Raw genomic sequence first — 19,652 nt, 5'->3', positions numbered from 1 at the left:
TCATACCGAAGGCTTGCCACGGCCCCCATTGGAAACCCGCCGCACGAGAAAAACGTGCGGCGGGTTTCGACGTTTTCAGGGAAAGCATCCGCCAGCGCAGACGGCAAAGACGACGCATGGAACGATCACGGCGGGAAGATCGTTGGGCATCCAGCACGTCGAAAGGTAACCCGCATGAACAGACTGGCTATCACCGCCGTTTCCGCCGCCCTCTTGGGTTTGACGGCATGCACATCCATTGGGGGGCCTGCGCAGCCGATCGAGCCGATTCCCGGCAGCATCATCTATGGCGGCCAGCCCCGCACGAAGCTGATGAAATCGCCGATCGGCAGCACCTTCAATCACCGCTTCCGGGACAATCGCGGCGGCGAGTGGGAAGAGGTCTACCGGATCGCCCCCGACCGAACCCTCGAACTGATCGCCCGCCGCCAGATCGAACTCGACGTCGAGAACAATCGGTGACGTGACAAGCGGCGGCCTCCGAGATGCGGAGGCTCACCCGCATTCACAAAGAACGACAAAGGAGAAGACAATGACAAATCTCGACCTGCCCGAAGGCCACCGCGAACACGAGCCAACCGCAACTAAGGCCTTGAACGTCGTCAAGGCGGAGGCCGCCGCCGTCCGCCAGACGGCAACCGAACACCCGTCTTCGACCGTCCTTCTCCTCGGCCTCGTTGGTCTCGCCGGCTTCCTCATCGGCCACGGCGTCGGCTATCGCAAGGCAGCGGCGGACACCGTCCCATCCTTCCGCCGCTTCTGGTCGTAAGGCGAGCGAACGGGCCTATCCGCTCTTAAAGGTCGGATATCGACATCAGCCCATAAAAAAATCCCGCAAACTTGCGGGATTTTTTGTTGAATATCGTCTGTCGCTCGACGCGAGCCCGGTCGGGGCAAACCCCGATCCGCTCAATGCTCTTTGCTGGCGTAGACCGACTTCTTCGTCAGATAGATCAACCCGGTGAAGATGAGCAGGAAGATCAGCACCATGAAGCCCGTGCGCTTGCGTTGTTCCAGGTGCGGCTCTGCGGCCCACATCAGGAAGGCCGAGATGTCCCGGGAATATTGCTCCACCGTCTGCGGCGACCCGTCTTCATAGGTCACCTGGCCCTCTGTCAGCGGCTTGGCCATGGCGAGCGCCGCGGCATTGGCGAAGTAGGGGTTGTAGTGCGTGCCCGGCGCGATCTCGACGCCGGCCGGCGGCTCTTCGTAGCCATTGAGCAGCGCATGGATATAGTCCGGGCCGCCTTCCTGATATTGCGTGAAAATGTCGAACACGAAGGTGGGGAAGCCGCGTTCGATGCCACGGGCCTTCGCGATTAGCGAGAAGTCCGGCGGAGCCGCCCCGTTATTGGCCGCAGCGGCGGCTTCGGCATTGGGGAACGGCGAGACGAAATGGTCCGACGCCACGGCTTTGCGGGTGTACATTTCACCCTCGGCATTCGGCCCGTCCTGTACTTCGTAATTTGCGGCAAAGGTCTTTACCTGAGCGTCCGAATATCCAAGCTCCTCGAGCATGCGAAATGCGACGAGGTTCATGGAATGACAGGCGGAACAGACTTCCGTGTAGACCTTCAGGCCGCGCTGCAGCTGGCCCTTGTCGTAATGGCCGAACGGTCCGGCAAACGACCAGTCTTCCTCATGCGGCTTCTTGATCGGAAAGTGGGGCGTTCCCCCACCATGCTCCTCGGTCGCGGTCGTCCCCTCGTGCGGCGCGTTCTCCTGCGCCGCCACGGGGCCGGCGAGAAGAAAGGTCGCAAGGAAGAGGCCGGTGATCAGCTTTTTCATCGTGTTGAGGTCCTTGGTCTCTTCTGTCGACATCACGCAGCCACCGGCGTCTTCAGGCCGGCCTTCTTTTCCAGCACCGCTTCGGTGATGGAGTTGGGAATGCGCCTTGGCGTTTCGAACAGGCCGAGCAGCGGCATGATCACAAGGAAGAAGCCGAAATAATAGATCGTTCCGATCTGCGAATAACCGACATAATTGCCCTTCAATTCGCCACCGAACAGAAGCGTGAAGAGGCCACCGCCTTCGGCCGGGCGCGAGCCGAGCCAGCCGAGCAGGATCGCGTTGACGACGAAGATCCAGAAGAACAGCTTGTACCAGGGACGATAGACCGCCGAGCGGACCTTCGACGTGTCGAGCCAGGGCAGGAAGAACAGCACGATGATCGAACCGAACAGGACCAGAACGCCTCCGAGCTTGGAGTCGATCGGTCCGACGTCGAAGGTGATGGCGCGCAGCATGGCGTAGAACGGCAGGTAGTACCATTCGGGCACGATATGCGCCGGCGTCTTCAGCGCGTTGGCTGGTACGTAGTTGTCGGGATGACCGAGATAGTTCGGCATGTAGAAGACGAACCAGGCATAGACGAGCAGGAAGACGGACACGCCGAGCGCGTCCTTCAGCGTCGCATAGGGCGTGAACGGCACGGTGTCGGTCTTGGTCTTCACCTCGACACCGGTCGGGTTCGTCTGGCCGGTCACATGCAGCGCCCAGATGTGCAGCACGACGACGCCGGCGATCATGAAGGGCAGCAGGTAATGCAACGAGAAGAAGCGATTGAGCGTCGGCTGGTCCACGGCAAAGCCGCCGAGCAGGAACTGCTGGATCCATTCGCCGACGAGCGGGAAGGCGGAGAAGAAGCCGGTGATGACCGTCGCACCCCAGAAGGACATCTGTCCCCAGGGAAGCACGTAGCCCATGAAGCCCGCCGCCATCATCAGCAGGTAGATGATCACGCCGAGAATCCAGAGGATTTCGCGCGGCGCCTTGTAGGAGCCATAATAAAGCCCGCGACCGATATGCAGGTAGACGGCGATGAAGAAGAACGAGGCACCGTTGGCATGCATGTAACGCAGCAACCAGCCATGGTTCACGTCGCGCATGATCTTCTCGACCGAGTTGAACGCGACGGTGGTGTCGGCGGCATAATGCATGGCCAGCACGACGCCGGTGGCGATCTGGATGATCAGCATCACCGACAGCATGGCGCCGAAGGTATAGGCGTAGTTCAGGTTGCGCGGAACGGGATAGGAGATGAAGCTGTCATGGACCAGCCGCGGCAGCGGCAGCCGCGAGTCCACCCACTTTTCCAGTCCCGTCGTCGGCGTATAGGTTGAATGTTCCCCACTCATATCGGCAATCCCCCTCAACCGATCTTGATGACTGTATCGGATGTGAACGCAAAGTTGGGCACGGCGAGGTTCATCGGCGCCGGACCCTTTCGAATGCGGCCCGCCGTATCGTAGTGCGAGCCATGGCAGGGACAGAACCATCCGCCGAAATCGCCGGCCTGGCCAAGCGGAACACAGCCGAGATGGGTGCAGGAGCCGATCATCACGATCCAGTTTTCCTTGCCCTCGCCGGCCGAGCGATCGAGATCGGTCGCCTGTGCGTCGGCTGCGATATTTGCATTGCGCGCGACCGGGTCCTTGAGGTCGGCGAGCTGGACGGCTTTCGCCTCTTCCACTTCCTTCTCCGTCCGGTTGCGGATGAAGACCGGCTTGCCCCGCCATTTCGCCGTCAGCGACATGCCCGGCTGCAGGCTGGATACGTCGACCTCGATGGAGGCGAGCGCCAGCGTCGAGGCATCCGGCCGCATCTGGTCGATGAACGGCCAGGCAACCGCCGCAACGCCGACGGCACCGGCCATGCCGGTTGCCAGATACAGGAAGTCGCGCCGTGTCGGCTCGCTCGGTGTGTCGCTTGTTGTCTGGTGTTCGCTCACGGCCTCATCATCCTCTCAACCCGGCAGCTCGAAAGCCGCCCACGCGTCCCCGACGCCGGTTCTGTCCTTCCGCAGTTGAGCGAAAGAACGGCGCCAAATCAATAAGGCGAGACCGGCTCGCCGCAATTTAATCCCGCTTCCCCCCGGGCCTCCCCGCCCGGTCCATAGGCAGCGCGACGCTGCTCCGGATTCCCGAGCCATTCCCGGGTTCTATGCTTGATAAACTTGCATGTCCAGCCTTGCAAATGCCGCAGGGCAGCCTTGCGTAAGTCAGAGCGTGACGCTTTGTCGCGGGTGTTGCCGGTATGCCGAACCGGCAACACCCGACGCTTGGAAATATGGCCTGAACCCAGCAAAAATCCTCGACGGCCGTCAAACATGCCGCAGCGCTAATGCTGCATTGCAGCATTCTCATCTTCATGGTACCGGCCATGCATCCGGATCGGCAAAGAGAGCCCCTGCATGCGCAAGACCCTTGCCACTGTCCTGAATACCCTTGCAGCCCTCGGCCTCGTCCTCTGCGCCCTTCGCTACCTCGGCACAGTGTGGCCGCTGCTGCTGCTCAACAGCATGCAGACACACGCAGCTTTTGCGATCGCGATGGTGATGCTCGCGTCGTTCGTCGTCACCCGCAGCCGCACGAGCCTTCTGTTCCTGGTCATGTCCCTCGCCCTCGCCGGACACTCCGTTCTCATGAAACGCGAGTTCGCCATCGACGCGACGGCAGCCGACCTCGCCGCCGGCTCGAGCCTCAGGATCATCTCGTTCAACATGCTGTCGGAAAATCTCGAGGGCGCGACGGATGTCGCCGACATGCTGATGGCGTCGAATGCGGATGTCGCCGTCGTTCTGGAGGGGGCGCCGCTATTCATGCAGTTGCAGCGGCTCGAAGCCGCCTATCCCTACCGGCTCGGCTGTGGCGAGCGGACTCCCACCTGCGATCTCCTGATGTTCTCGAAACACCCGATGCTTGACGTCTCCATCGGCGACCTCAGCGACCTGCGCAAGGACAGGGTGATGTCAGCGCGCATCTCGGCGCCCGCCGGCAGCTTCCGTATGGTGGCAGCGCATCTGTCGAAACCCTTCTTCGACAACTACCACATGAAGGAACTCGATCGCCTCTCTGCCTTCATGCGCAACACCACGGAACCGCTGATCCTCTCCGGTGACTTCAATTCCGGCACCATCGCGCCCGACATGCAGAATATGCTACGCCACCTGCGCCTGCGCACCGTGCCGCGCGAGCCGGCGACATGGCCCGTGCAGCTTGCCGATACCGGTTTCGGCGTCGCGATCGACCACATCTACAGCCGCCCGCCGCTCGTGCCGCTCTCGGTGAAGCGTCTGGATCGGGACTACGGCTCCAACCATTACGGCCTCGTCGCCGACTTCGCTTTCCGCAAGCCGTAACGGCATGGGTTACGGCGCGGTGTCATCCCGGGCAAGAAAACCACCCGACTGGCGCGACCAGAGCTCGGCATAGAGCCCCTTCTCCGCGAGCAGTTGCGCATGCGTCCCGTCCTGCACGATCGCACCTGCATCCATCACGATCAGCCGGTCGAGCGCTGCAATGGTCGAAAGGCGGTGCGCGATGGCCAGCACGGTCTTGCCCTTCATCAGCGTGTCGAGATTGTCCTGGATGGCGGCCTCGACCTCCGAATCGAGCGCGGACGTCGCCTCGTCGAGAACGAGGATCGGCGCGTCCTTCAACATGACACGGGCGATGGCGATGCGCTGACGCTGCCCGCCCGAAAGCTTGATGCCGCGCTCACCAACATGCGCATCGAACCCGGTGCGCCCGCGCTGATCTTCCAGCCGCTCGATGAAGGTCAGCGCCTCCGCCTGTTCGGCGGCAAGCCGCAGCGCATGGTCGTCTGCATCCGGCCGTCCGAAGAGGATGTTGTCACGGATGGAGCGGTGCAGCAGAGACGTATCCTGGCTGACCATGCCGATCTGCGCCCGCAGCGATTCCTGCCGCACACCGGCGATATCCTGCCCGTCGATCGTGATGCGCCCGCCTTCGAGATCGTAGAAACGCAGTAGCAGGTTGACGAGCGTCGATTTACCCGCCCCCGAACGCCCGACGATACCCACTTTTTCACCGGGCCGGATCGTCAGCGAGAGATCGTCGATGACACCCTTCTCGCGCCCGTAGTGGAAGCGAATTCCCTCGAACACGATGCCCGGCTGGCGAACCACGAGATCGGGCGCCTGCGGCCTGTCGACGAGATCGATCGGCTGGGCGATCATGTCGGCTGCATTCTGGATCGTGCCGATATTGCGCATGATGCCGTTGAACTGCACCATCATGCGCGACAGCAGGAAATTCAGCCGCAGGACCAGCGCCAGCGTAAACGCGACGGCACCGGAGCTGATCGCCCCGGCCAGCCACAGGTGCACGGCAAGGGCTGCCATCGTCACGATCATGATGCCGGACAGGAGCGCCATCGAGGCGCGCACACCGGTGATGAACCGGGTAAACCGCAGCGTCGTCGCCTGAAAGGTGTCGAAGCCTTCGCGCATGTAGCGGTCGTTTTCCTCGTCGCGACCGAACAGCTTCAGCGTCTGGATGTTCGAATAGGCATCGACCATGCGGCCCGACAGCATCGAAGACGCTTCCGCCGTCTCCTTGGAATGCGCCCGGATGCGCGGCACGAAATAGCGCGCAAGGCCCGCGAAGACGACCAGCCAGACGAACACCACCACCGCCATCGTGAGGTCCAGCTGTCCGACCAGCACCAGCGTCGAGACCGAATAGATCCCGACGAACCAGACGCTCTCCATCAGCGAGGTCACCACGTCGCCCGCCGCTTGCCCCCCGGACCAGACCTTGGTGACGATGCGCCCGGAAAAATCGTTCTGGAAGAAGGACACCGATTGCCGCGCGACATGGAGGTAGGACTGCCAGCGCACCAGATTGTAGAAACCGGGGGTAATGATCTGCTGATCGACCAGCGCCATGACCAGCGTCACGACGAAGCGGACGATGCCGATCAGGAGCAGCATCCCCACCAGCTCCCGCCCATGCGTCGCCAGCAACCCCTCCCATCCGGCAGCCCGATCGACCGTCGCCAGGATATCCACGAGCCGCCCGACGAACCAGAACAACGCCGCCTCGATCGCCGCACTCAGGCCGCCGAGCAGCAGCATGGCAATGAACGGCGCCTTGGCCTGACGGATATAGAACCAGATAAACCCCAAAAGCCCCCGCGGCGGCTGCAAGGCCTCGCGATATGCGAAGGGCTGGATCCAGGTTTCGAAGAAGCGGAAGATGGGGCGCAGGAACATGAGCTGGAATATACGCGCCGAGCTTGTCACGACAATGCACGCGGGCCGCGGGCGCGCGTTAAATTCCGTCCATGATGTAGGGATGTGCTTTTTGATACGGCCAGCCCCTCATCTGCCTGCCGGCATCTTCTCCCCGCACGCGGGGAGAAGAGACCACAAGCGAGCCACGGCACGTCGCGAATAAGCCACAACGGAAACGAGATACCGCAACCGCGTCCCCTCTCCCCGCGCGCAGGGAGAGGGCTAGGGTGAGGGGCAGCCCCACCCACCGAGCCCAATGAGAAGAACGATCCGAAGCGCCTACTCCGCAGCCTCGTCCTTCGCGTCCCCATCCTCCTGCAGGAACCCACCGGACTGCCGCGACCAGAGATCCGCGTACAACCCCTTCTCCTGCACCAGCTCGGCATGGGTGCCGGTCTGGATGATCTCGCCCTGTTCGAGGATGACCAGCCGGTCCATCTCCGTCAGCGTCGAGAGCCGGTGGGCGATGGCGATGACGGTTTTGCCGGACATCAGGGCGAAGAGGTTTTCCTGGATGGCCTGCTCCACCTCCGAATCCAGCGCCGAAGTCGCCTCGTCGAGGATCAGGATCGGCGCGTCCTTGAGGAACACGCGCGCGATCGCGATCCGCTGACGCTGGCCGCCGGACAACTTGACGCCACGTTCGCCGACCTGAGCATCGAGACCCTTGCGGCCCTGATTGTCCTCGAGGATCGCGATGAACTCCCAGGCATTGGCGCGCTTCGCCGCCGCGACGATCTCCTCGTCTGTCGCCTCCGGCCGGCCATAGGCGATGTTGTCGCGAATGGAGCGGTGGAGCAGCGAGGTATCCTGCGTCACGACGCCGATCTGCCGGCGCAGGCTGTCCTGCGTCACCATGGCGATGTCCTGCCCGTCGATCAGGATGCGCCCCGATTTCAGGTCGTAGAACCGCAGGAGCACGTTCATCAGCGTCGTCTTGCCCGCACCCGAACGGCCGACCAGACCGACCTTTTCGCCCGGCGCGATCGACAGCGACAGCCGGTCGATGACCTGTTTGTGCTTGCCGTAGTCGAAGCCGATGGCATCGAAGACGATCCCGCCGCGCGATGCATCGAGCACCTTGGCATCGGGAATATCGACGATATCGTGCGCCTTCGTCATCATCGACATGCCGTCATAAACGGTGCCGATGTTTTCAAAGAGCGCCGAAACCTCCCACATCACCCACTGCGACATGCCGTTGATGCGCATGGCGAGCGAAACGGCAATCGCGATCGACCCGATCGAGACGTCGCTCGTCATCCACAGATGAATGCCGAGCGATGCGATGGCAAACAGCGCGATGCAGTTGTTGGTGTAGACCAGCACGTGGAACAGCGTGACCTTGCGCATCTGCTTGTGCACCGTGCCGAGAAACGCGTCCATGCTGTCTTTGGCATAGACCTCTTCCCGGCCCGCATGCGAGAACAGCTTGACGGTCGCGATATTGGTGTAGCTGTCGACGATCCGCCCGGTCATCATCGAGCGCGTATCGGCCTGCTCTTTCGAGATCTTCCGCAGGCGCGGCACGAAGTAGGCGACGATGCCGATATAGCAGGCCATCCAGACGACGAGCGGCGCCAGCAGCCGCCAGTCGGCCGCGGCAACGACGACGAGCATCGAGACGAAGTAGCTGACGACATAGACGAAGACGTCGAGGATCTTCATCACCGTTTCGCGAACGGCAAGCGAGGTCTGCATGACCTTGGTCGCGACGCGCCCGGCGAACTCGTTCGCAAAGAACGTCATGCTTTGGCGCAGCAGATAGCGATGCATCTGCCAGCGCGCGATCATCGGGTAGTTGCCGAGCAGGATCTGGTGCATGACCATCGAGTTCAGCGCGACGATGCCCGGCAGGCCGATGAGGATGATCGCCCCCATGACCATCAGCCGCGTTCCCTCCGTCTGAAGGAACGTCGCGCGGTCGGCCGCGGCCAGCCAGTCGACGAGGCTGCCGAGGAACTGGAACAGCGCGACTTCGCCGACGGCAATCAGCATTGCGCAGAACGCCATGATGAACAACCACGGGGCTGCCGGCCGGGAATAGTGCCAGCAGAAGGCAAACAGGCCTGTCGGAGGCGCTTTCGGCTCCTCCTGCGGATAGGCTTCGAGGCGGGATTCAAACCAGCCGAACATGATCAGGCTCCAAAAACAGGAGATTCCGGAGCGATCCATGACGACCGAAAACGGTCATGCCCAGGGATCGCGGCGAGAAAGAGGGTATTGGGAAGGCGGAAGCGTCCGCATTCGGGATAACGAAGCCGCGATGGGCGTCAGGCTGACGTCACGGAGATCAATGCCGGGAAAAGCACGATCAGACCTTGGCGAGCGGCGCTGGAATATCCGGAAACGGAGAAGAAGCGGCGCGAACCGGTCAGGGGTGAGATGCGGTCCGAAGGGATCGGAGCCAGGTCACCCGGAGGTTGACGGTCACTGAGATATCCATGCAATCCTCCGTACGGTTCGTGTGGGCGCTGGCAACCTCTTAACGAATTTTTCACGGCCGCACCAGATCGCATGACGGCTTTTTTCGCCGTGCCGGAAGACCGGCTCCCGCTGTTGCCAATTCGGCACGGATGCCGTAACCGGCTCGCATGCTGCGCATCGCCCTCTACCAGCCCGATATCGCCGGCAACACCGGCACCATCCTGCGCCTTGCCGCCTGCCTCGGCCTCGGCGTCGACATCATCGAGCCCGCCGGCTTCGACCTGTCGGACAGGAACCTGAAGCGCGCCGGCCTCGACTATATCGCCTCCGTCACGCTGGCGCGGCACGTGAACTGGCTTTCGTTCGAGGACGCGCGCCAGCGCAACGGCCGGCGGCTGGTGCTGGCGAGCACCAAAGCGGCCCAGCCCTATACCCGCTTCACATTCGCGCCCGGAGATACGTTGCTCTTCGGCCGCGAAAGCGCCGGCGTGCCGGACACGGTCCATGCTACAGCGGATGCGCGCATCATCATTCCAATGGTCGAGGGCCAGCGCTCGCTCAACCTTGCCATGTCGGTAGCGATGATTGCGGGCGAAGCCCTGCGCCAGACCTCTTCGGACCTCTCGCCGGCCTAATCCGCCGTCGGCAGCCGGCGCATGGTGAACTCGATCCGGTCGCCCTCGAGCTGACGCCAGCTCTCGACCTCGGTCCAATAGGCGGCCTTTGGGAAATGCGCGAACCATTCCTGCGCCTTTTCCCGGGCGGCGGGACGGTCAAGCAGGAAGGTCTCGCGGACGAACAGGCTGCCACCGGTCTCGGACCGCCGCTCGCGATGCCGCGCGATCTGCCGCTTCAGGCCATCGAGCGATGGAGGTGCCCGAGGTCTTGCCATGCCACGCCCTTTCGTCATCCGGAGAGATACGGTGCTGGAAACAAGATAAGCACCACGCCGCATTTTTGCGAGTCGAATCACGCATGTTCGGAGAAGACGTGCATGCTCCAAGAACGGGTGCAGACATTGAGGCAAATCCGGTAAAACAACAGGATAGACCGACCCTGTAATTCCGCTCGTCACCGAATTAGTCTAGGAATGACCGAACGCCACGCACCGAGGACTGCCGCGATGGAACGACCCGACCTGCCACCCGGCCTGCCCGACGACATCGAAGACAAGAAGCTGCGCGCCCGCGCCTGGTTCGAGAGCCTGCGCGACACGATCTGCGCTGCCCTGGAGGCCATCGAGAACGATCTCGCGGGTCCGCTCGCCGACGAGCCTCCGGGCCGTTTCGAGCGGAAGCCCTGGCAGCGCGACGGCGGCGAAGGTGGCGGCGGCGTCATGTCGATGATGGCGGGCCGCGTCTTCGAAAAGGTCGGCGTGCACACCTCCACCGTCTATGGCGAGTTCTCACCGGAGTTCCGCGCGCAGATCCCCGGAGCGACCGAAGACCCCCGGTTCTGGGCATCCGGCATCTCGCTGATCGCCCACCCCGTGAACCCCAATGTGCCCGCCGTGCATATGAACACGCGCATGGTCGTGACCACCAGCCAGTGGTTCGGCGGCGGCGCCGACCTCACCCCCGTGCTCGACCGACGCCGCGTCATGACAGATCCGGATACGATCCTCTTCCACAAGGGTCTCGAGATCGCCTGTGGCCGTCATGCGGTGGCCGACCATGCCCGCTACAAGGCATGGTGCGACGAATACTTTTTCCTGAAACACCGCAACGAGCCGCGCGGCACGGGCGGCATTTTCTATGATTGGCTGCACTCGTCGGACGAACAGGGCGGCTGGGAAGCGGACTTCGCCTTCACCCAGGATATCGGCCGCGCCTTCGCCATGCTCTACCCGAAGATCGTCCGCTCGAACTTCAACAATCCGTGGACGGAAGAGGATCGTGACGAGCAGCTCGTCCGGCGCGGTCGCTATGTCGAGTTCAACCTGCTCTACGACCGCGGCACCATCTTCGGTCTCAAGACCGGGGGCAATGTCGACTCGATCCTCTCCTCGCTCCCGCCGGTCGTTCGCTACCCCTGAGCGCCTGTCGGCGCTACTGGGGGCTGATCGCAACCAATCGGCGCCATCGACGTTGTTCGTCCGTGCAAAAGCATGGGATCAGAGGAGCAATGACGATGGTGTACAAGGAACGGACGTTCTTCGGTACGGACCCGGGCGATGCGGCAGCCAACCAGCCGGCAGATCTGGAAACCCGCGTGGCCGATACGCTGGCGGCCATGCGGGACATAGACGTCAGCGACGTTACCGTCGTCTCCCGCGGCAACACCATCGTCCTCTCCGGCTTCATCAGTTCGCTTGAGGAGGCGGACCGCGCAGTGGAAGCGGCCACGTCCGTCGAGGGCGTCGACGAGGTGATCAACCAGATGACGATTCCGGAGATGCAGACATAAAGGTGAACGCGGCATTTGGGCGTCGCGTCGGATTTCTCTCTTCCACCCGAAACGACAACGGCTGCAGAGCGATCGCCCTGCAGCCGTTGTTGAAAGAGAATGTTCGATCTCAGATCGCCGTGAGCGTCCAGCGAACAATATCGGCGACCACCTTGGCGCCAGCCCCGTCGAGCCCCTTGATATAGGCCGGTGCACCGGTGCCCGACACCGGAACGGTGGCGCGGAAGGCCTTCTGGGCGCGAACGGTGCCGTTGCGATCGTTGACGATCTTGGCGAAGATCTCCACCACCGCGGTACGCGACCCGGTCGTGTCCACCTCGAAGGAGCGGATTTCGGTCACGACCTGATAGTCGATGGCGAGGCCCTCGCCCGGCTTGCCGACGCCGCCGACCTTGCCGCTGTTTTCGAATGCCTGAACCAGCTTCGACTGCACCATGCGCGGCAGGCGGTCGCCCCACTGCGATTTCGCGAGGTACTGCAGTTCGGAGCCCGAAAGCCGGATGACGATCTGGTCGCTGTCGAGCGCCTTCAGCGCCGTCGGCTCAGGCACGAGAATCTGCTTGGAGGTCGCAGCCGGTCCCTCAATTGTCGGGACGGACGACAGGCTGTAGGTGTCGTTATTCGGCTTTCCCGCGCAGGCGCCAAGCGGTGCTGCCACGAGAAGAAGAGCCAAAGCCCGGAGGAAACGCGATTTACCAGTACCGTTGACGTCCGGAAACATTCAGCCATGACCCTTATTGATGGGGAGCAATCTAAGCAGCGACTTGAACAAGACAAGGGCGAAACGCCTCCGTCGCATCACGTGCAGCGCGGAAAAGCGACAACCTGTGCAGTCATGTCACGCTTCTCGTCAAATACCCGGTGCGAGGCGCGTCTCGCAGGGCGTGGGATCGGCCATAAACCTTGGCCGGTCCCGCCTTTATCCGAATCGCAGTCAGCCTTTATCAAGCCTCAGCGACGCGTGCGCCCGTCATACTGCTTCACCGTCTCGCCGCCGAAGAGAAGCCGCTGCGGGTTCTTGTCGAAGGTCGAGATGGTGCTGTCGAGCGACTGCACGGTCCGGCGGGTATCGTCCACCAGCGCCTCGATGTCGCGCAGGCCGGAGCTGGTGAAGCGCTTCAGGTTGTTTGCGATCGGGCCGATCTGGGCGTTGATGTTGTCGGCCACGCTGCGGAACGAAGCCAGCGTCTGGCGTGCGTCCTGCGAGATACCGGGCGCATCCGCATCGCCGAGGAAGCCGTCGAGCTTGACGAGAATACCATCGACACGGCTGGAAGCGGCGTTCAGCTTGTTGGCTATCTGCGTCACGTCGGTAATCGTCTGGTCGATCTCCGGCTGCCGCTCGCGCACGCTGTCGGCCAGCGACGCGAAGGTCGAGATCGCGCGGCGGGCGTCGGCACTGGCGACCGAGGCGTCGTTGATGACGTTGCCCACCTTCTGCGTATCGACGGCGCCCAGCAGCGAATCGACCTTGGCCAGTGTCGTCGTCGCATTCGCGCCGAAGCGCTCATAGGTCTCGGCGGTCTTGCGGATTGTCGCGATCGTATCGGCCACGCCGACCGAGGCTGTCGACAGCTCGTCGGTCATCCGGGCGACGTTGGACACGATGCGGTTCACGTCCTGCGGATTGACCGACTTCACCAGCGCGTCAGCAGAGGTCAGCGTCGAATCGAGCTTCTCGGCGGCGCTGTTGATGGAGGTCGAAAGCGCGCTCACGCTTTCGAGAAACTGGTCGATACCTTCCGAATTGTCGGCAAGCGACTTGGAGAAGCGTTCGGCATTGGTAATGGTGCCGGTCAGCGGCCCGCGGACGTCGGAGACGAAGCCCTGGATATCGCCGATCGCGTCATTGGCGCGGTCCATGATCTTGTCGGCGGTTGCCAGCAGGCTGGTCACGCTCGACTGGTCGGCCTGGATCTGGGCCGAGGTGCCCTCGTCGATCGCCTTGCGCAGAATGCTCGGCTCGCCCTTGTTGCCGCCGCTGAGCTCGATATAGGCAGCACCCGTCAGGCCCTGCACTTCGAGCGTGGCCTTGGTGGAGGTCAGCACCGGCGCATCGGCGGAGACTTCCGTGACGGCGACCGAATAGCGCGGATCGTTGGCGTTGATCGCAAGGCTGCGGACGCTGCCGACGGGAATACCGTTGAAGCGCACCGGCGAGCCGACGCTCAGGCCGTTGGCGGAGCCGGGAATGCTCACGACCAGCTCGACCATTTCGCCGCCGCGTCCGAACTGGGACATCCAGTAGACGAACCCGAAGGCGGCGACGATCACGGCGATGGTGAAGAACCCGACGATCGTGTAATTAGCTTTGGTTTCCATCTTTGGCGTCTACCCTGTGGCCGCGCGGGCCTAATTAGAACTGTCTGAAACTTGTAAAACCGGTCAGCTTGCGCGCCCGCTCTTCTCACTGCCCTGCCGGCTGCTCTCGTCGCGCCGCGGCGCGTTCGGATCGTGATGGTGCAGGTCGTGGCCATCGTCGCGCACGATCGAGCGCGCCCGCTTGCCGCGGAAATAGGACTGCACCCAGTCGTCGTCGGAGGCGAGCATGTCCTCGATCGTCCCTTCCACCATGACCTTCTTGTTCCCGAGAACCGCAATGCGGTCGCAGACCGAAAACAGGCTGTCGAGGTCGTGAGTCACCATATACACGGTGAGCCCGAGAGTGTCCCGCAGCCGCGCGATCAATTCATCGAACTCGGCGGCACCGATCGGGTCGAGACCCGATGTCGGCTCGTCGAGGAAGACGAGGTCCGGATCGAGCGCCAGCGCGCGCGCCAGCGCTGCGCGCTTGATCATGCCGCCCGAGAGTTCGGAGGGAAACTTGTCGGCCGCTTCCGGCGCAAGGCCAACCAGCTCGATCTTCAGCCGCGCCAGATCGTCCATGATCTCCTGCGGCAGGTCGAGATATTCCCGCATCGGAACCTGGATATTCTCTTTCACCGTCAGCGAGGAGAACAGCGCGCCATGCTGGAACAGCACGCCGAGGCGCGTGTCGAGTTCCACGCGCTCCTCGTCGCTCACCGCGTCATATTCAGCGCCCAAAATCTCGATCTTGCCCGAACGGCGCGGCAGAAGCCGCAGCACGGTGCGCATCAGCACCGATTTGCCCGTGCCCGAAGGACCGACGAAGCCGAGGATCTCGCCCCGATAGATATCGAGGTTCAGCGCATCCAGCACGACGTTCGTGCCGAAGGCGACCGTCAGGTCCTTGACCGACAGGATGATCTCGCGATCGCCCTTATCCTTCGCTGGGCCGGGCGTGTTGTCCTGTGCATCGTCGGCGGTCTGCATCGCTGTCGCCTCCATCAGAAATTGATCGCCGAGTAGAAGATGGCGAAGAGGGCGTCGATGAGGATGACCACGAAGATCGACTTCACCACCGATTGCGTCACGTGCTTGCCGAGCGATTCGGCACTGCCGCCGACCTTCATGCCCTCGACCGAGGCCACGATGCCGATGATCAACGCCATGAACGGCGCCTTGATCATGCCCGCGAGCACGGAGGAGAAATCGACGGCCTCCTGCAGACGGGCGAGGAAGGTATCGAGCGTGATGCCGGAATAGATGTTGACCACCAGGGCAGCACCCGAAAGCGCCGCGAAATTGGCGATGATCGTTAGAAGCGGCAGGGCGATGGTGAGAGCGACGAGACGCGGGAACACGAGGATGCCGATGGGGCTCAGGCCCATCACCTTCAGCGCATCGATCTCCTCGCGCATCTTCATCGAGCCGACCTCGGCCGTGATCGCGCTGCCGGAGCGGCCGGCGATCATGATGGCGGTCAGGAGCACGCCGATTTCACGCAGCTGCAGAATGCCGACGAGATCGACCACGAAGAGTTCGGCGCCGAAATAACGCAGCTGGAAGGCGCCCTGCTGCGCGATGATCGCGCCGATCAGGAACGACATCAGGGCAACGATCGGCACGGCCTGCACGCCCATGCGATCGATCTGGTTGACAATGGCGGCGGGCGACAGACCGCTGTGGCGGCCGACCTTCAGCTGTGCCCCGCGAACGGCGGAACCGACGATGTACATGGCCGCGACCGTGTCGTCCCACATCGCCAGCACGGCCTTGCCGATCGGCTGGAACGCGCGGTCGGCGAGCGTGCGCGGCGGGCCGTTATCGGCCTGCGGATCGCGCAGTTCGGCCGGCAGCGCCTTCACGAGTTCGAGATAGCCGGCATTGCCGCCATCCAGCGTCACCGCCTCGTCGCCGCCGAGCTTCGTCATGAAGCGGCGGATGATCCAGGCGCCGGCCGTGTCCATGGCGCTTATGTCGGAGAGGTCGAATCGGACTTGCGCGCCCTGCGGCCCGCCGGCGGGCTTGGCCATTTCATCCAGACGCTTCACCACGGAAGGCAGGCCGGAGGCGCGCCAGTTACCGCCGAAACGATAGACCGTGTCCCCCTTCTCGCCGGAATCGTCGCGCTCGACGGTCGCTTCAGTCTTGACGAGGGTTTTGGTCACGCGGCTCTAAATTCTCTGGGCAAAGGTTGCATCGGGAGCGATCAGCCAACACTCATAGCGACTGGCGTTAACGATGTCACCGATGGAAAAGACGCCGGGGACAATCGTGACGACAGGCAGTTGACGACCGTGATGTGGATGCCACGTCTTGTGGAAGGATCGTTTCGGAAGGGCTATACGCAGATGACCACGCTTGAGATCACCATCGAGCATTTTCCCATCGCCGGGCACTTCACCATTTCGCGAGGCTCCAAAACGGCAGCCTCCGTCGTCACCTGCCGGCTGCGGGAGGGCGTGACGAGCGGCATCGGCGAATGCGTGCCCTATGCCCGCTACGGCGAGACGATCGAAAGCGTCGTCGCGGCCATCGAGGCCTGCCGTCACGCGATCGAGCGCGGCATCGGCCGGGCCGAACTCGCCCGCATCATGCGGCCGGGTGCGGCCCGCAATGCGGTGGATTGCGCGATCTGGGACCTGGAGGCAAAGAAGAGTGCCCTTCCCGCGTGGCAGCTCGCCGGTCTTCCTATGCCGCAACCCCTCGTCACCGCCTACACGATCTCGCTCGCCGACGCCGAGACGATGGCAGCCCGTGCGGCGGAAGCCGCCTTCCGGCCGGTCCTCAAGGTCAAGGTCGGCACCGCGGACGACACTGCCCGCATCCGTGCGGTCCGGCGGTCCGCCCCCGAATCAATCATCATCCTCGATGCCAACGAGGGCTGGACGGAGGATAATCTGGCGGCACATTTCGCCGTCTGCGAGGAAGCGGGCATCGCGCTCATCGAGCAACCGCTGCCGGCTGGCCATGACGAGATCCTCGCCCGCGTCCCCCGGCCGGTTCCCGTCTGTGCGGATGAAAGCGTCCACACCATCGCTGATCTCGATCACCTCGCCGGCCGCTACGACGCCGTCAACATGAAGCTCGACAAGACCGGCGGCCTCACCCACGCCTTCGACATGCGCGACCGGGCCCGCACACTCGGCCTCGACGTCATGGTCGGCTGCATGGTGGGCACGTCGCTTGCCATGGCGCCCGCAGCCCTTCTCGCGCAAGGCGCTGCCTTCGTCGACCTCGACGGTCCGCTGCTGCTTGCGCGCGACCGCGAGCCGGGCCTGCGCTATGAGGGCTCGCTGCTCATGCCGCTGGAGCCGGAACTCTGGGGCTGAATCGTCCAGGCGACGATGAGAAGCGCAAAGCCGATGAAGGCGGCGACCGCCATGGACAGGAAGCCGTGCACGCCGAACCAGCCATAGAAGATGCCGGAGACGAAGGTGCAAAGCGCCGTGAAGATACCGGTATAGAAGAAGTAAAGCCCTTGCGCCGCCGTCTCCTGCCGCTCGGCCACACGGCGCACCAGCATGGTCTGAAGCCCCGTATGCATGATGGCGTAGGTGAAGGCGTGGGAACACTGCAGCGCGAAATAGCCCCAGAAGCCGAGATCGAGCGGAAAGACGAGCCAGCGCAGGATGGCAAGCCCCGCGCCCGAAAAGATCATCCCCCAGAGGCTGACCCGCACGAGGATCATTTTGGCCGCGACGAACATGGCGATCTCCGCCGCGACGCCGGCGCTCCAGAGCAGCCCCACCTCCGTCCCCGAGAAACCGATGCTCGTCCAGTAGAGTGCCGAAAACGCAAACAGCATGCCGTGGCTGCCGTTGACGAGCCCGACGCCCATCAGCAGCATCTGGATGTCCGGCGCGCGTAGCGCCTTCGGCGGCGGGTCGGCCAGCGTCGTCAGCGTGGAGGGACGCCGCGGCGCTCCGACGCGCGGCGCAAGGAACGTGACCGCGACCATGGCGACGAAGCCCACCGTCATCGCCGGCAGCACCATCATCGCGCCGAAACGGCTGATCAGCGCGCCGCCGATCATCGTCGCGCAAATGAAGGCGATGGAGCCCCACAGCCGCATCCGCGCATAGTCGAAGCCCCAGCGCCGCACGCCGGTCAGCGCCACAGCCTCGACGATCGGCACATAGGGCGAATAGACAACGCCCTGCAGCGTGTAGATGGCCAGTACCGCCCAGAACGCGTGGGACACGAACAGCCCGAGCGCCGTCAGCAGCGACAGTCCGGCCGACCAGAGGAGAAGCCGCGTCCGCTCGCCAAGCTTATCCGCGATCATTCCCGCGACCGGCGCAGAAAACACCCGCACGAACATCGGTACCGCCAGGATCACCGAAATCTGCGCTGCATCGAACGACAATGAGGCCAGCCAGACCGGGAAGAAGGGCAGCGCAAACCCGTTGATGAACAGCGGCGCGCTAAAGAGCAGCGCGATCCGCGCCACGAATCGTGAAGGCGGCGCCGGCTCATGGAACCTTGGCGAAGAGGAAGAATCCATTCGGGATGACCTGATGTCGATCCTGCCGGTTATCATGGCCCGGGTAGACCGCGCCAGTGCGAACCTCTCCCGAAAACAGGGAGATGACCGTCACCGGCTCTTTCCGGAAGCGACCCGGCTCAGGCGGCGTGCCGCGCGAGAAACGAACCAACCAGAGCCTGGGCCTCGCTGCTGTCCTCTGCGGGCTGCGGTGCGCCGGCCAGCACGTTCCAGGTGAGTAGTTCCATGCGCCCGTCGGCATGCTCAGCGATCGCCGTGCAGCTTTCCACCCAGTCGCCCGAATTCATATAGCGGATGCCGTCGATATCCTCGATCACCGCATGGTGGATATGCCCGCAGACCACGCCGTCCGCCTCGGCCTTGCGCGCTTCCGCGGCCACGACCGTCTGGAATTCGCCGATGAAATTGACGGCGTGCTTGACCTGCTGCTTCGCCCAGGCCGAAAACGACCAGTAGGGCATGCCGAGCCGGCGGCGCACGGCGGCAAGCCCGATATTGATGACGATCGCCGTGTCGTAGGCCCAGTCGCCGAGATAGGCGAGCAGCCGCGCATTGCGCACCACCACGTCGAACTCGTCTCCATGCAGCACGAGATAGCGCAGTCCGTCGGCACTCTCGTGAATGTGGCGCGAGGCCACCTCGATGCCGCCGAAATGCATACCGGGAAAGGCCCGCAGGAATTCGTCGTGATTGCCGGGGATATAGATGATCCGCGTGCCCTTGCGGGCCTTGCGCAGCAGCTTCTGCACCACATCGTTGCAGGATTGCGGCCAGTACCAGGAGCGCTTCAGCCGCCATCCATCGACGATGTCACCAACGAGGATGATCGTATCGGCATCGTGCAGGCGCAGGAAATCGAGCAGGTAATCGGTCTTTGCGGCCTTGGAGCCCAGATGCACGTCGGAAATGAACAGGGTCCGGAAATGCCGGACGGCAGGCTCGCTCACTCTCTGGTCCATCAGTCCTCTC

The 19,652-nt window shown here is 63.2% G+C and carries 19 protein-coding genes; 7 read left to right on the top strand and 12 right to left on the bottom strand.

Annotated elements, in window-relative coordinates; translation table 11 throughout:
- Positions 1–174 precede the first annotated feature (174 nt).
- Both G8E10_RS16930 and G8E10_RS16925 read left to right on the top strand, forming a co-directional pair.
- The gene (locus G8E10_RS16930) at positions 175–462 is read left to right on the top strand and encodes a hypothetical protein (protein WP_167130022.1); all 288 of its coding nucleotides are present in this window, start codon (positions 175–177) and stop codon (positions 460–462) included.
- A 70-nt stretch (positions 463–532) separates the two neighbouring features.
- On the top strand, positions 533–769 hold the full coding sequence (locus G8E10_RS16925) for a hypothetical protein (RefSeq protein ID WP_167130021.1): 237 nt from the start codon (positions 533–535) through the stop codon (positions 767–769).
- A gap of 140 nt (positions 770–909) precedes the next feature.
- Here G8E10_RS16925 and G8E10_RS16920 read toward each other — a convergent pair whose 3' ends face one another.
- Genes G8E10_RS16920 through petA form a run of 3 tightly spaced genes read right to left on the bottom strand, consistent with a single transcriptional unit; the run spans position 910 to position 3,730 of the window.
- Positions 910–1,788: a cytochrome c1 gene (locus G8E10_RS16920; protein WP_110807586.1), complete on the bottom strand. Its 879-nt coding sequence runs from the start codon at positions 1,786–1,788 to the stop codon at positions 910–912.
- Between the two features lie 32 nt (positions 1,789–1,820).
- Positions 1,821–3,137, bottom strand: a complete 1,317-nt coding sequence (locus tag G8E10_RS16915; protein WP_110799003.1) for a cytochrome b — start codon at positions 3,135–3,137, stop codon at positions 1,821–1,823.
- 14 nt (positions 3,138–3,151) lie between these two features.
- Positions 3,152–3,730 carry a ubiquinol-cytochrome c reductase iron-sulfur subunit gene (gene petA / locus G8E10_RS16910; protein ID WP_092933972.1) on the bottom strand — a complete coding sequence of 193 codons (579 nt, stop codon included), beginning with the start codon at positions 3,728–3,730 and terminating at the stop codon, positions 3,152–3,154.
- Positions 3,731–4,192: 462 nt separating this feature from the next.
- On the opposite strand from petA, the gene G8E10_RS16905 reads away from it, so the two are divergent.
- Positions 4,193–5,140 carry an endonuclease/exonuclease/phosphatase family protein gene (locus tag G8E10_RS16905; protein ID WP_167130020.1) on the top strand — a complete coding sequence of 316 codons (948 nt, stop codon included), beginning with the start codon at positions 4,193–4,195 and terminating at the stop codon, positions 5,138–5,140.
- Positions 5,141–5,149: 9 nt separating this feature from the next.
- Here the strand turns inward: G8E10_RS16905 and G8E10_RS16900 are convergent, their stop codons facing one another.
- Complete coding sequence (locus G8E10_RS16900) at positions 5,150–7,018, bottom strand: ABC transporter ATP-binding protein (RefSeq protein ID WP_167130019.1); 1,869 nt, start codon at positions 7,016–7,018, stop codon at positions 5,150–5,152.
- 300 nt (positions 7,019–7,318) lie between these two features.
- Entirely contained in the window at positions 7,319–9,175 is a 1,857-nt protein-coding gene (locus tag G8E10_RS16895; RefSeq protein WP_167130018.1) for an ABC transporter ATP-binding protein, read from the bottom strand.
- 458 nt (positions 9,176–9,633) lie between these two features.
- Here G8E10_RS16895 and G8E10_RS16890 point away from each other — a divergent pair, with 458 nt between their 5' ends.
- On the top strand, positions 9,634–10,101 hold the full coding sequence (locus tag G8E10_RS16890) for a tRNA (cytidine(34)-2'-O)-methyltransferase (protein ID WP_167130017.1): 468 nt from the start codon (positions 9,634–9,636) through the stop codon (positions 10,099–10,101).
- Here the strand turns inward: G8E10_RS16890 and G8E10_RS16885 are convergent.
- On the bottom strand, positions 10,098–10,358 hold the full coding sequence (locus G8E10_RS16885) for a hypothetical protein (protein ID WP_167130016.1): 261 nt from the start codon (positions 10,356–10,358) through the stop codon (positions 10,098–10,100). The genes G8E10_RS16890 and G8E10_RS16885 overlap by 4 nt on opposite strands.
- Positions 10,359–10,589: 231 nt before the next feature.
- Between G8E10_RS16885 and hemF the strand changes: the two genes are divergently transcribed.
- Positions 10,590–11,501, top strand: coding sequence for an oxygen-dependent coproporphyrinogen oxidase (gene hemF, locus G8E10_RS16880; RefSeq protein ID WP_167130015.1), 912 nt, complete (start codon positions 10,590–10,592; stop codon positions 11,499–11,501).
- A gap of 95 nt (positions 11,502–11,596) precedes the next feature.
- Positions 11,597–11,872, top strand: a complete 276-nt coding sequence (locus G8E10_RS16875) for a BON domain-containing protein (RefSeq protein ID WP_167130014.1) — start codon at positions 11,597–11,599, stop codon at positions 11,870–11,872.
- Positions 11,873–11,981: 109 nt separating this feature from the next.
- On the opposite strand, the gene G8E10_RS16870 is transcribed toward G8E10_RS16875, so the two are convergent.
- The 4 genes from G8E10_RS16870 to G8E10_RS16855 form a co-directional block, all read right to left on the bottom strand.
- Positions 11,982–12,593, bottom strand: coding sequence for an ABC-type transport auxiliary lipoprotein family protein (locus G8E10_RS16870; RefSeq protein WP_167130013.1), 612 nt, complete (start codon positions 12,591–12,593; stop codon positions 11,982–11,984).
- Positions 12,594–12,823: 230 nt separating this feature from the next.
- Positions 12,824–14,194: an MlaD family protein gene (locus G8E10_RS16865; RefSeq protein ID WP_110799010.1), complete on the bottom strand. Its 1,371-nt coding sequence runs from the start codon at positions 14,192–14,194 to the stop codon at positions 12,824–12,826.
- A gap of 63 nt (positions 14,195–14,257) precedes the next feature.
- Positions 14,258–15,166 carry an ABC transporter ATP-binding protein gene (locus tag G8E10_RS16860; protein WP_167130012.1) on the bottom strand — a complete coding sequence of 303 codons (909 nt, stop codon included), beginning with the start codon at positions 15,164–15,166 and terminating at the stop codon, positions 14,258–14,260.
- A 14-nt stretch (positions 15,167–15,180) separates the two neighbouring features.
- The gene (locus tag G8E10_RS16855) at positions 15,181–16,344 is read right to left on the bottom strand and encodes an MlaE family ABC transporter permease (protein ID WP_422037414.1); all 1,164 of its coding nucleotides are present in this window, start codon (positions 16,342–16,344) and stop codon (positions 15,181–15,183) included.
- Between the two features lie 183 nt (positions 16,345–16,527).
- Here G8E10_RS16855 and dgcA point away from each other — a divergent pair, with 183 nt between their 5' ends.
- Complete coding sequence (dgcA, locus tag G8E10_RS16850) at positions 16,528–17,508, top strand: N-acetyl-D-Glu racemase DgcA (protein ID WP_167130011.1); 981 nt, start codon at positions 16,528–16,530, stop codon at positions 17,506–17,508.
- Here dgcA and G8E10_RS16845 read toward each other — a convergent pair.
- Both G8E10_RS16845 and G8E10_RS16840 read right to left on the bottom strand, forming a co-directional pair.
- Positions 17,460–18,683 carry an MFS transporter gene (locus tag G8E10_RS16845; RefSeq protein WP_167130010.1) on the bottom strand — a complete coding sequence of 408 codons (1,224 nt, stop codon included), beginning with the start codon at positions 18,681–18,683 and terminating at the stop codon, positions 17,460–17,462. The two genes, dgcA and G8E10_RS16845, sit on opposite strands and share 49 nt — an antisense overlap.
- 119 nt (positions 18,684–18,802) lie before the next feature.
- Positions 18,803–19,642 carry a UDP-2,3-diacylglucosamine diphosphatase gene (locus tag G8E10_RS16840; RefSeq protein ID WP_132447371.1) on the bottom strand — a complete coding sequence of 280 codons (840 nt, stop codon included), beginning with the start codon at positions 19,640–19,642 and terminating at the stop codon, positions 18,803–18,805.
- Positions 19,643–19,652: the final 10 nt, after the last annotated feature.

Source organism: Ferranicluibacter rubi, assembly GCF_011603255.1.
Classification (GTDB): domain Bacteria; phylum Pseudomonadota; class Alphaproteobacteria; order Rhizobiales; family Rhizobiaceae; genus Ferranicluibacter; species Ferranicluibacter rubi.
Note: the sequence above shows the minus strand (reverse complement) of the source record. Positions and strands in the feature narration are given on the sequence as shown.

What these genes read in the sequence shown, in the direction of transcription:
- G8E10_RS16860 (WP_167130012.1), bottom strand. Translation starts at nt 15,166, where the DNA reads ATGCAGACCGCCGACGATGCACAGGACAACACGCCCGGCCCAGCGAAG.
- G8E10_RS16915 (WP_110799003.1), bottom strand. Translation starts at nt 3,137, where the DNA reads ATGAGTGGGGAACATTCAACCTATACGCCGACGACGGGACTGGAAAAG.
- G8E10_RS16885 (WP_167130016.1), bottom strand. Translation starts at nt 10,358, where the DNA reads ATGGCAAGACCTCGGGCACCTCCATCGCTCGATGGCCTGAAGCGGCAG.
- G8E10_RS16870 (WP_167130013.1), bottom strand. Translation starts at nt 12,593, where the DNA reads ATGTTTCCGGACGTCAACGGTACTGGTAAATCGCGTTTCCTCCGGGCT.
- G8E10_RS16845 (WP_167130010.1), bottom strand. Translation starts at nt 18,683, where the DNA reads ATGGATTCTTCCTCTTCGCCAAGGTTCCATGAGCCGGCGCCGCCTTCA.
- G8E10_RS16895 (WP_167130018.1), bottom strand. Translation starts at nt 9,175, where the DNA reads ATGTTCGGCTGGTTTGAATCCCGCCTCGAAGCCTATCCGCAGGAGGAG.
- hemF (WP_167130015.1), top strand. Translation starts at nt 10,590, where the DNA reads ATGGAACGACCCGACCTGCCACCCGGCCTGCCCGACGACATCGAAGAC.
- dgcA (WP_167130011.1), top strand. Translation starts at nt 16,528, where the DNA reads ATGACCACGCTTGAGATCACCATCGAGCATTTTCCCATCGCCGGGCAC.
- G8E10_RS16905 (WP_167130020.1), top strand. Translation starts at nt 4,193, where the DNA reads ATGCGCAAGACCCTTGCCACTGTCCTGAATACCCTTGCAGCCCTCGGC.
- G8E10_RS16875 (WP_167130014.1), top strand. Translation starts at nt 11,597, where the DNA reads ATGGTGTACAAGGAACGGACGTTCTTCGGTACGGACCCGGGCGATGCG.
- G8E10_RS16890 (WP_167130017.1), top strand. Translation starts at nt 9,634, where the DNA reads ATGCTGCGCATCGCCCTCTACCAGCCCGATATCGCCGGCAACACCGGC.
- G8E10_RS16900 (WP_167130019.1), bottom strand. Translation starts at nt 7,018, where the DNA reads ATGTTCCTGCGCCCCATCTTCCGCTTCTTCGAAACCTGGATCCAGCCC.
- G8E10_RS16920 (WP_110807586.1), bottom strand. Translation starts at nt 1,788, where the DNA reads ATGAAAAAGCTGATCACCGGCCTCTTCCTTGCGACCTTTCTTCTCGCC.
- G8E10_RS16930 (WP_167130022.1), top strand. Translation starts at nt 175, where the DNA reads ATGAACAGACTGGCTATCACCGCCGTTTCCGCCGCCCTCTTGGGTTTG.
- G8E10_RS16840 (WP_132447371.1), bottom strand. Translation starts at nt 19,642, where the DNA reads ATGGACCAGAGAGTGAGCGAGCCTGCCGTCCGGCATTTCCGGACCCTG.
- G8E10_RS16925 (WP_167130021.1), top strand. Translation starts at nt 533, where the DNA reads ATGACAAATCTCGACCTGCCCGAAGGCCACCGCGAACACGAGCCAACC.
- G8E10_RS16865 (WP_110799010.1), bottom strand. Translation starts at nt 14,194, where the DNA reads ATGGAAACCAAAGCTAATTACACGATCGTCGGGTTCTTCACCATCGCC.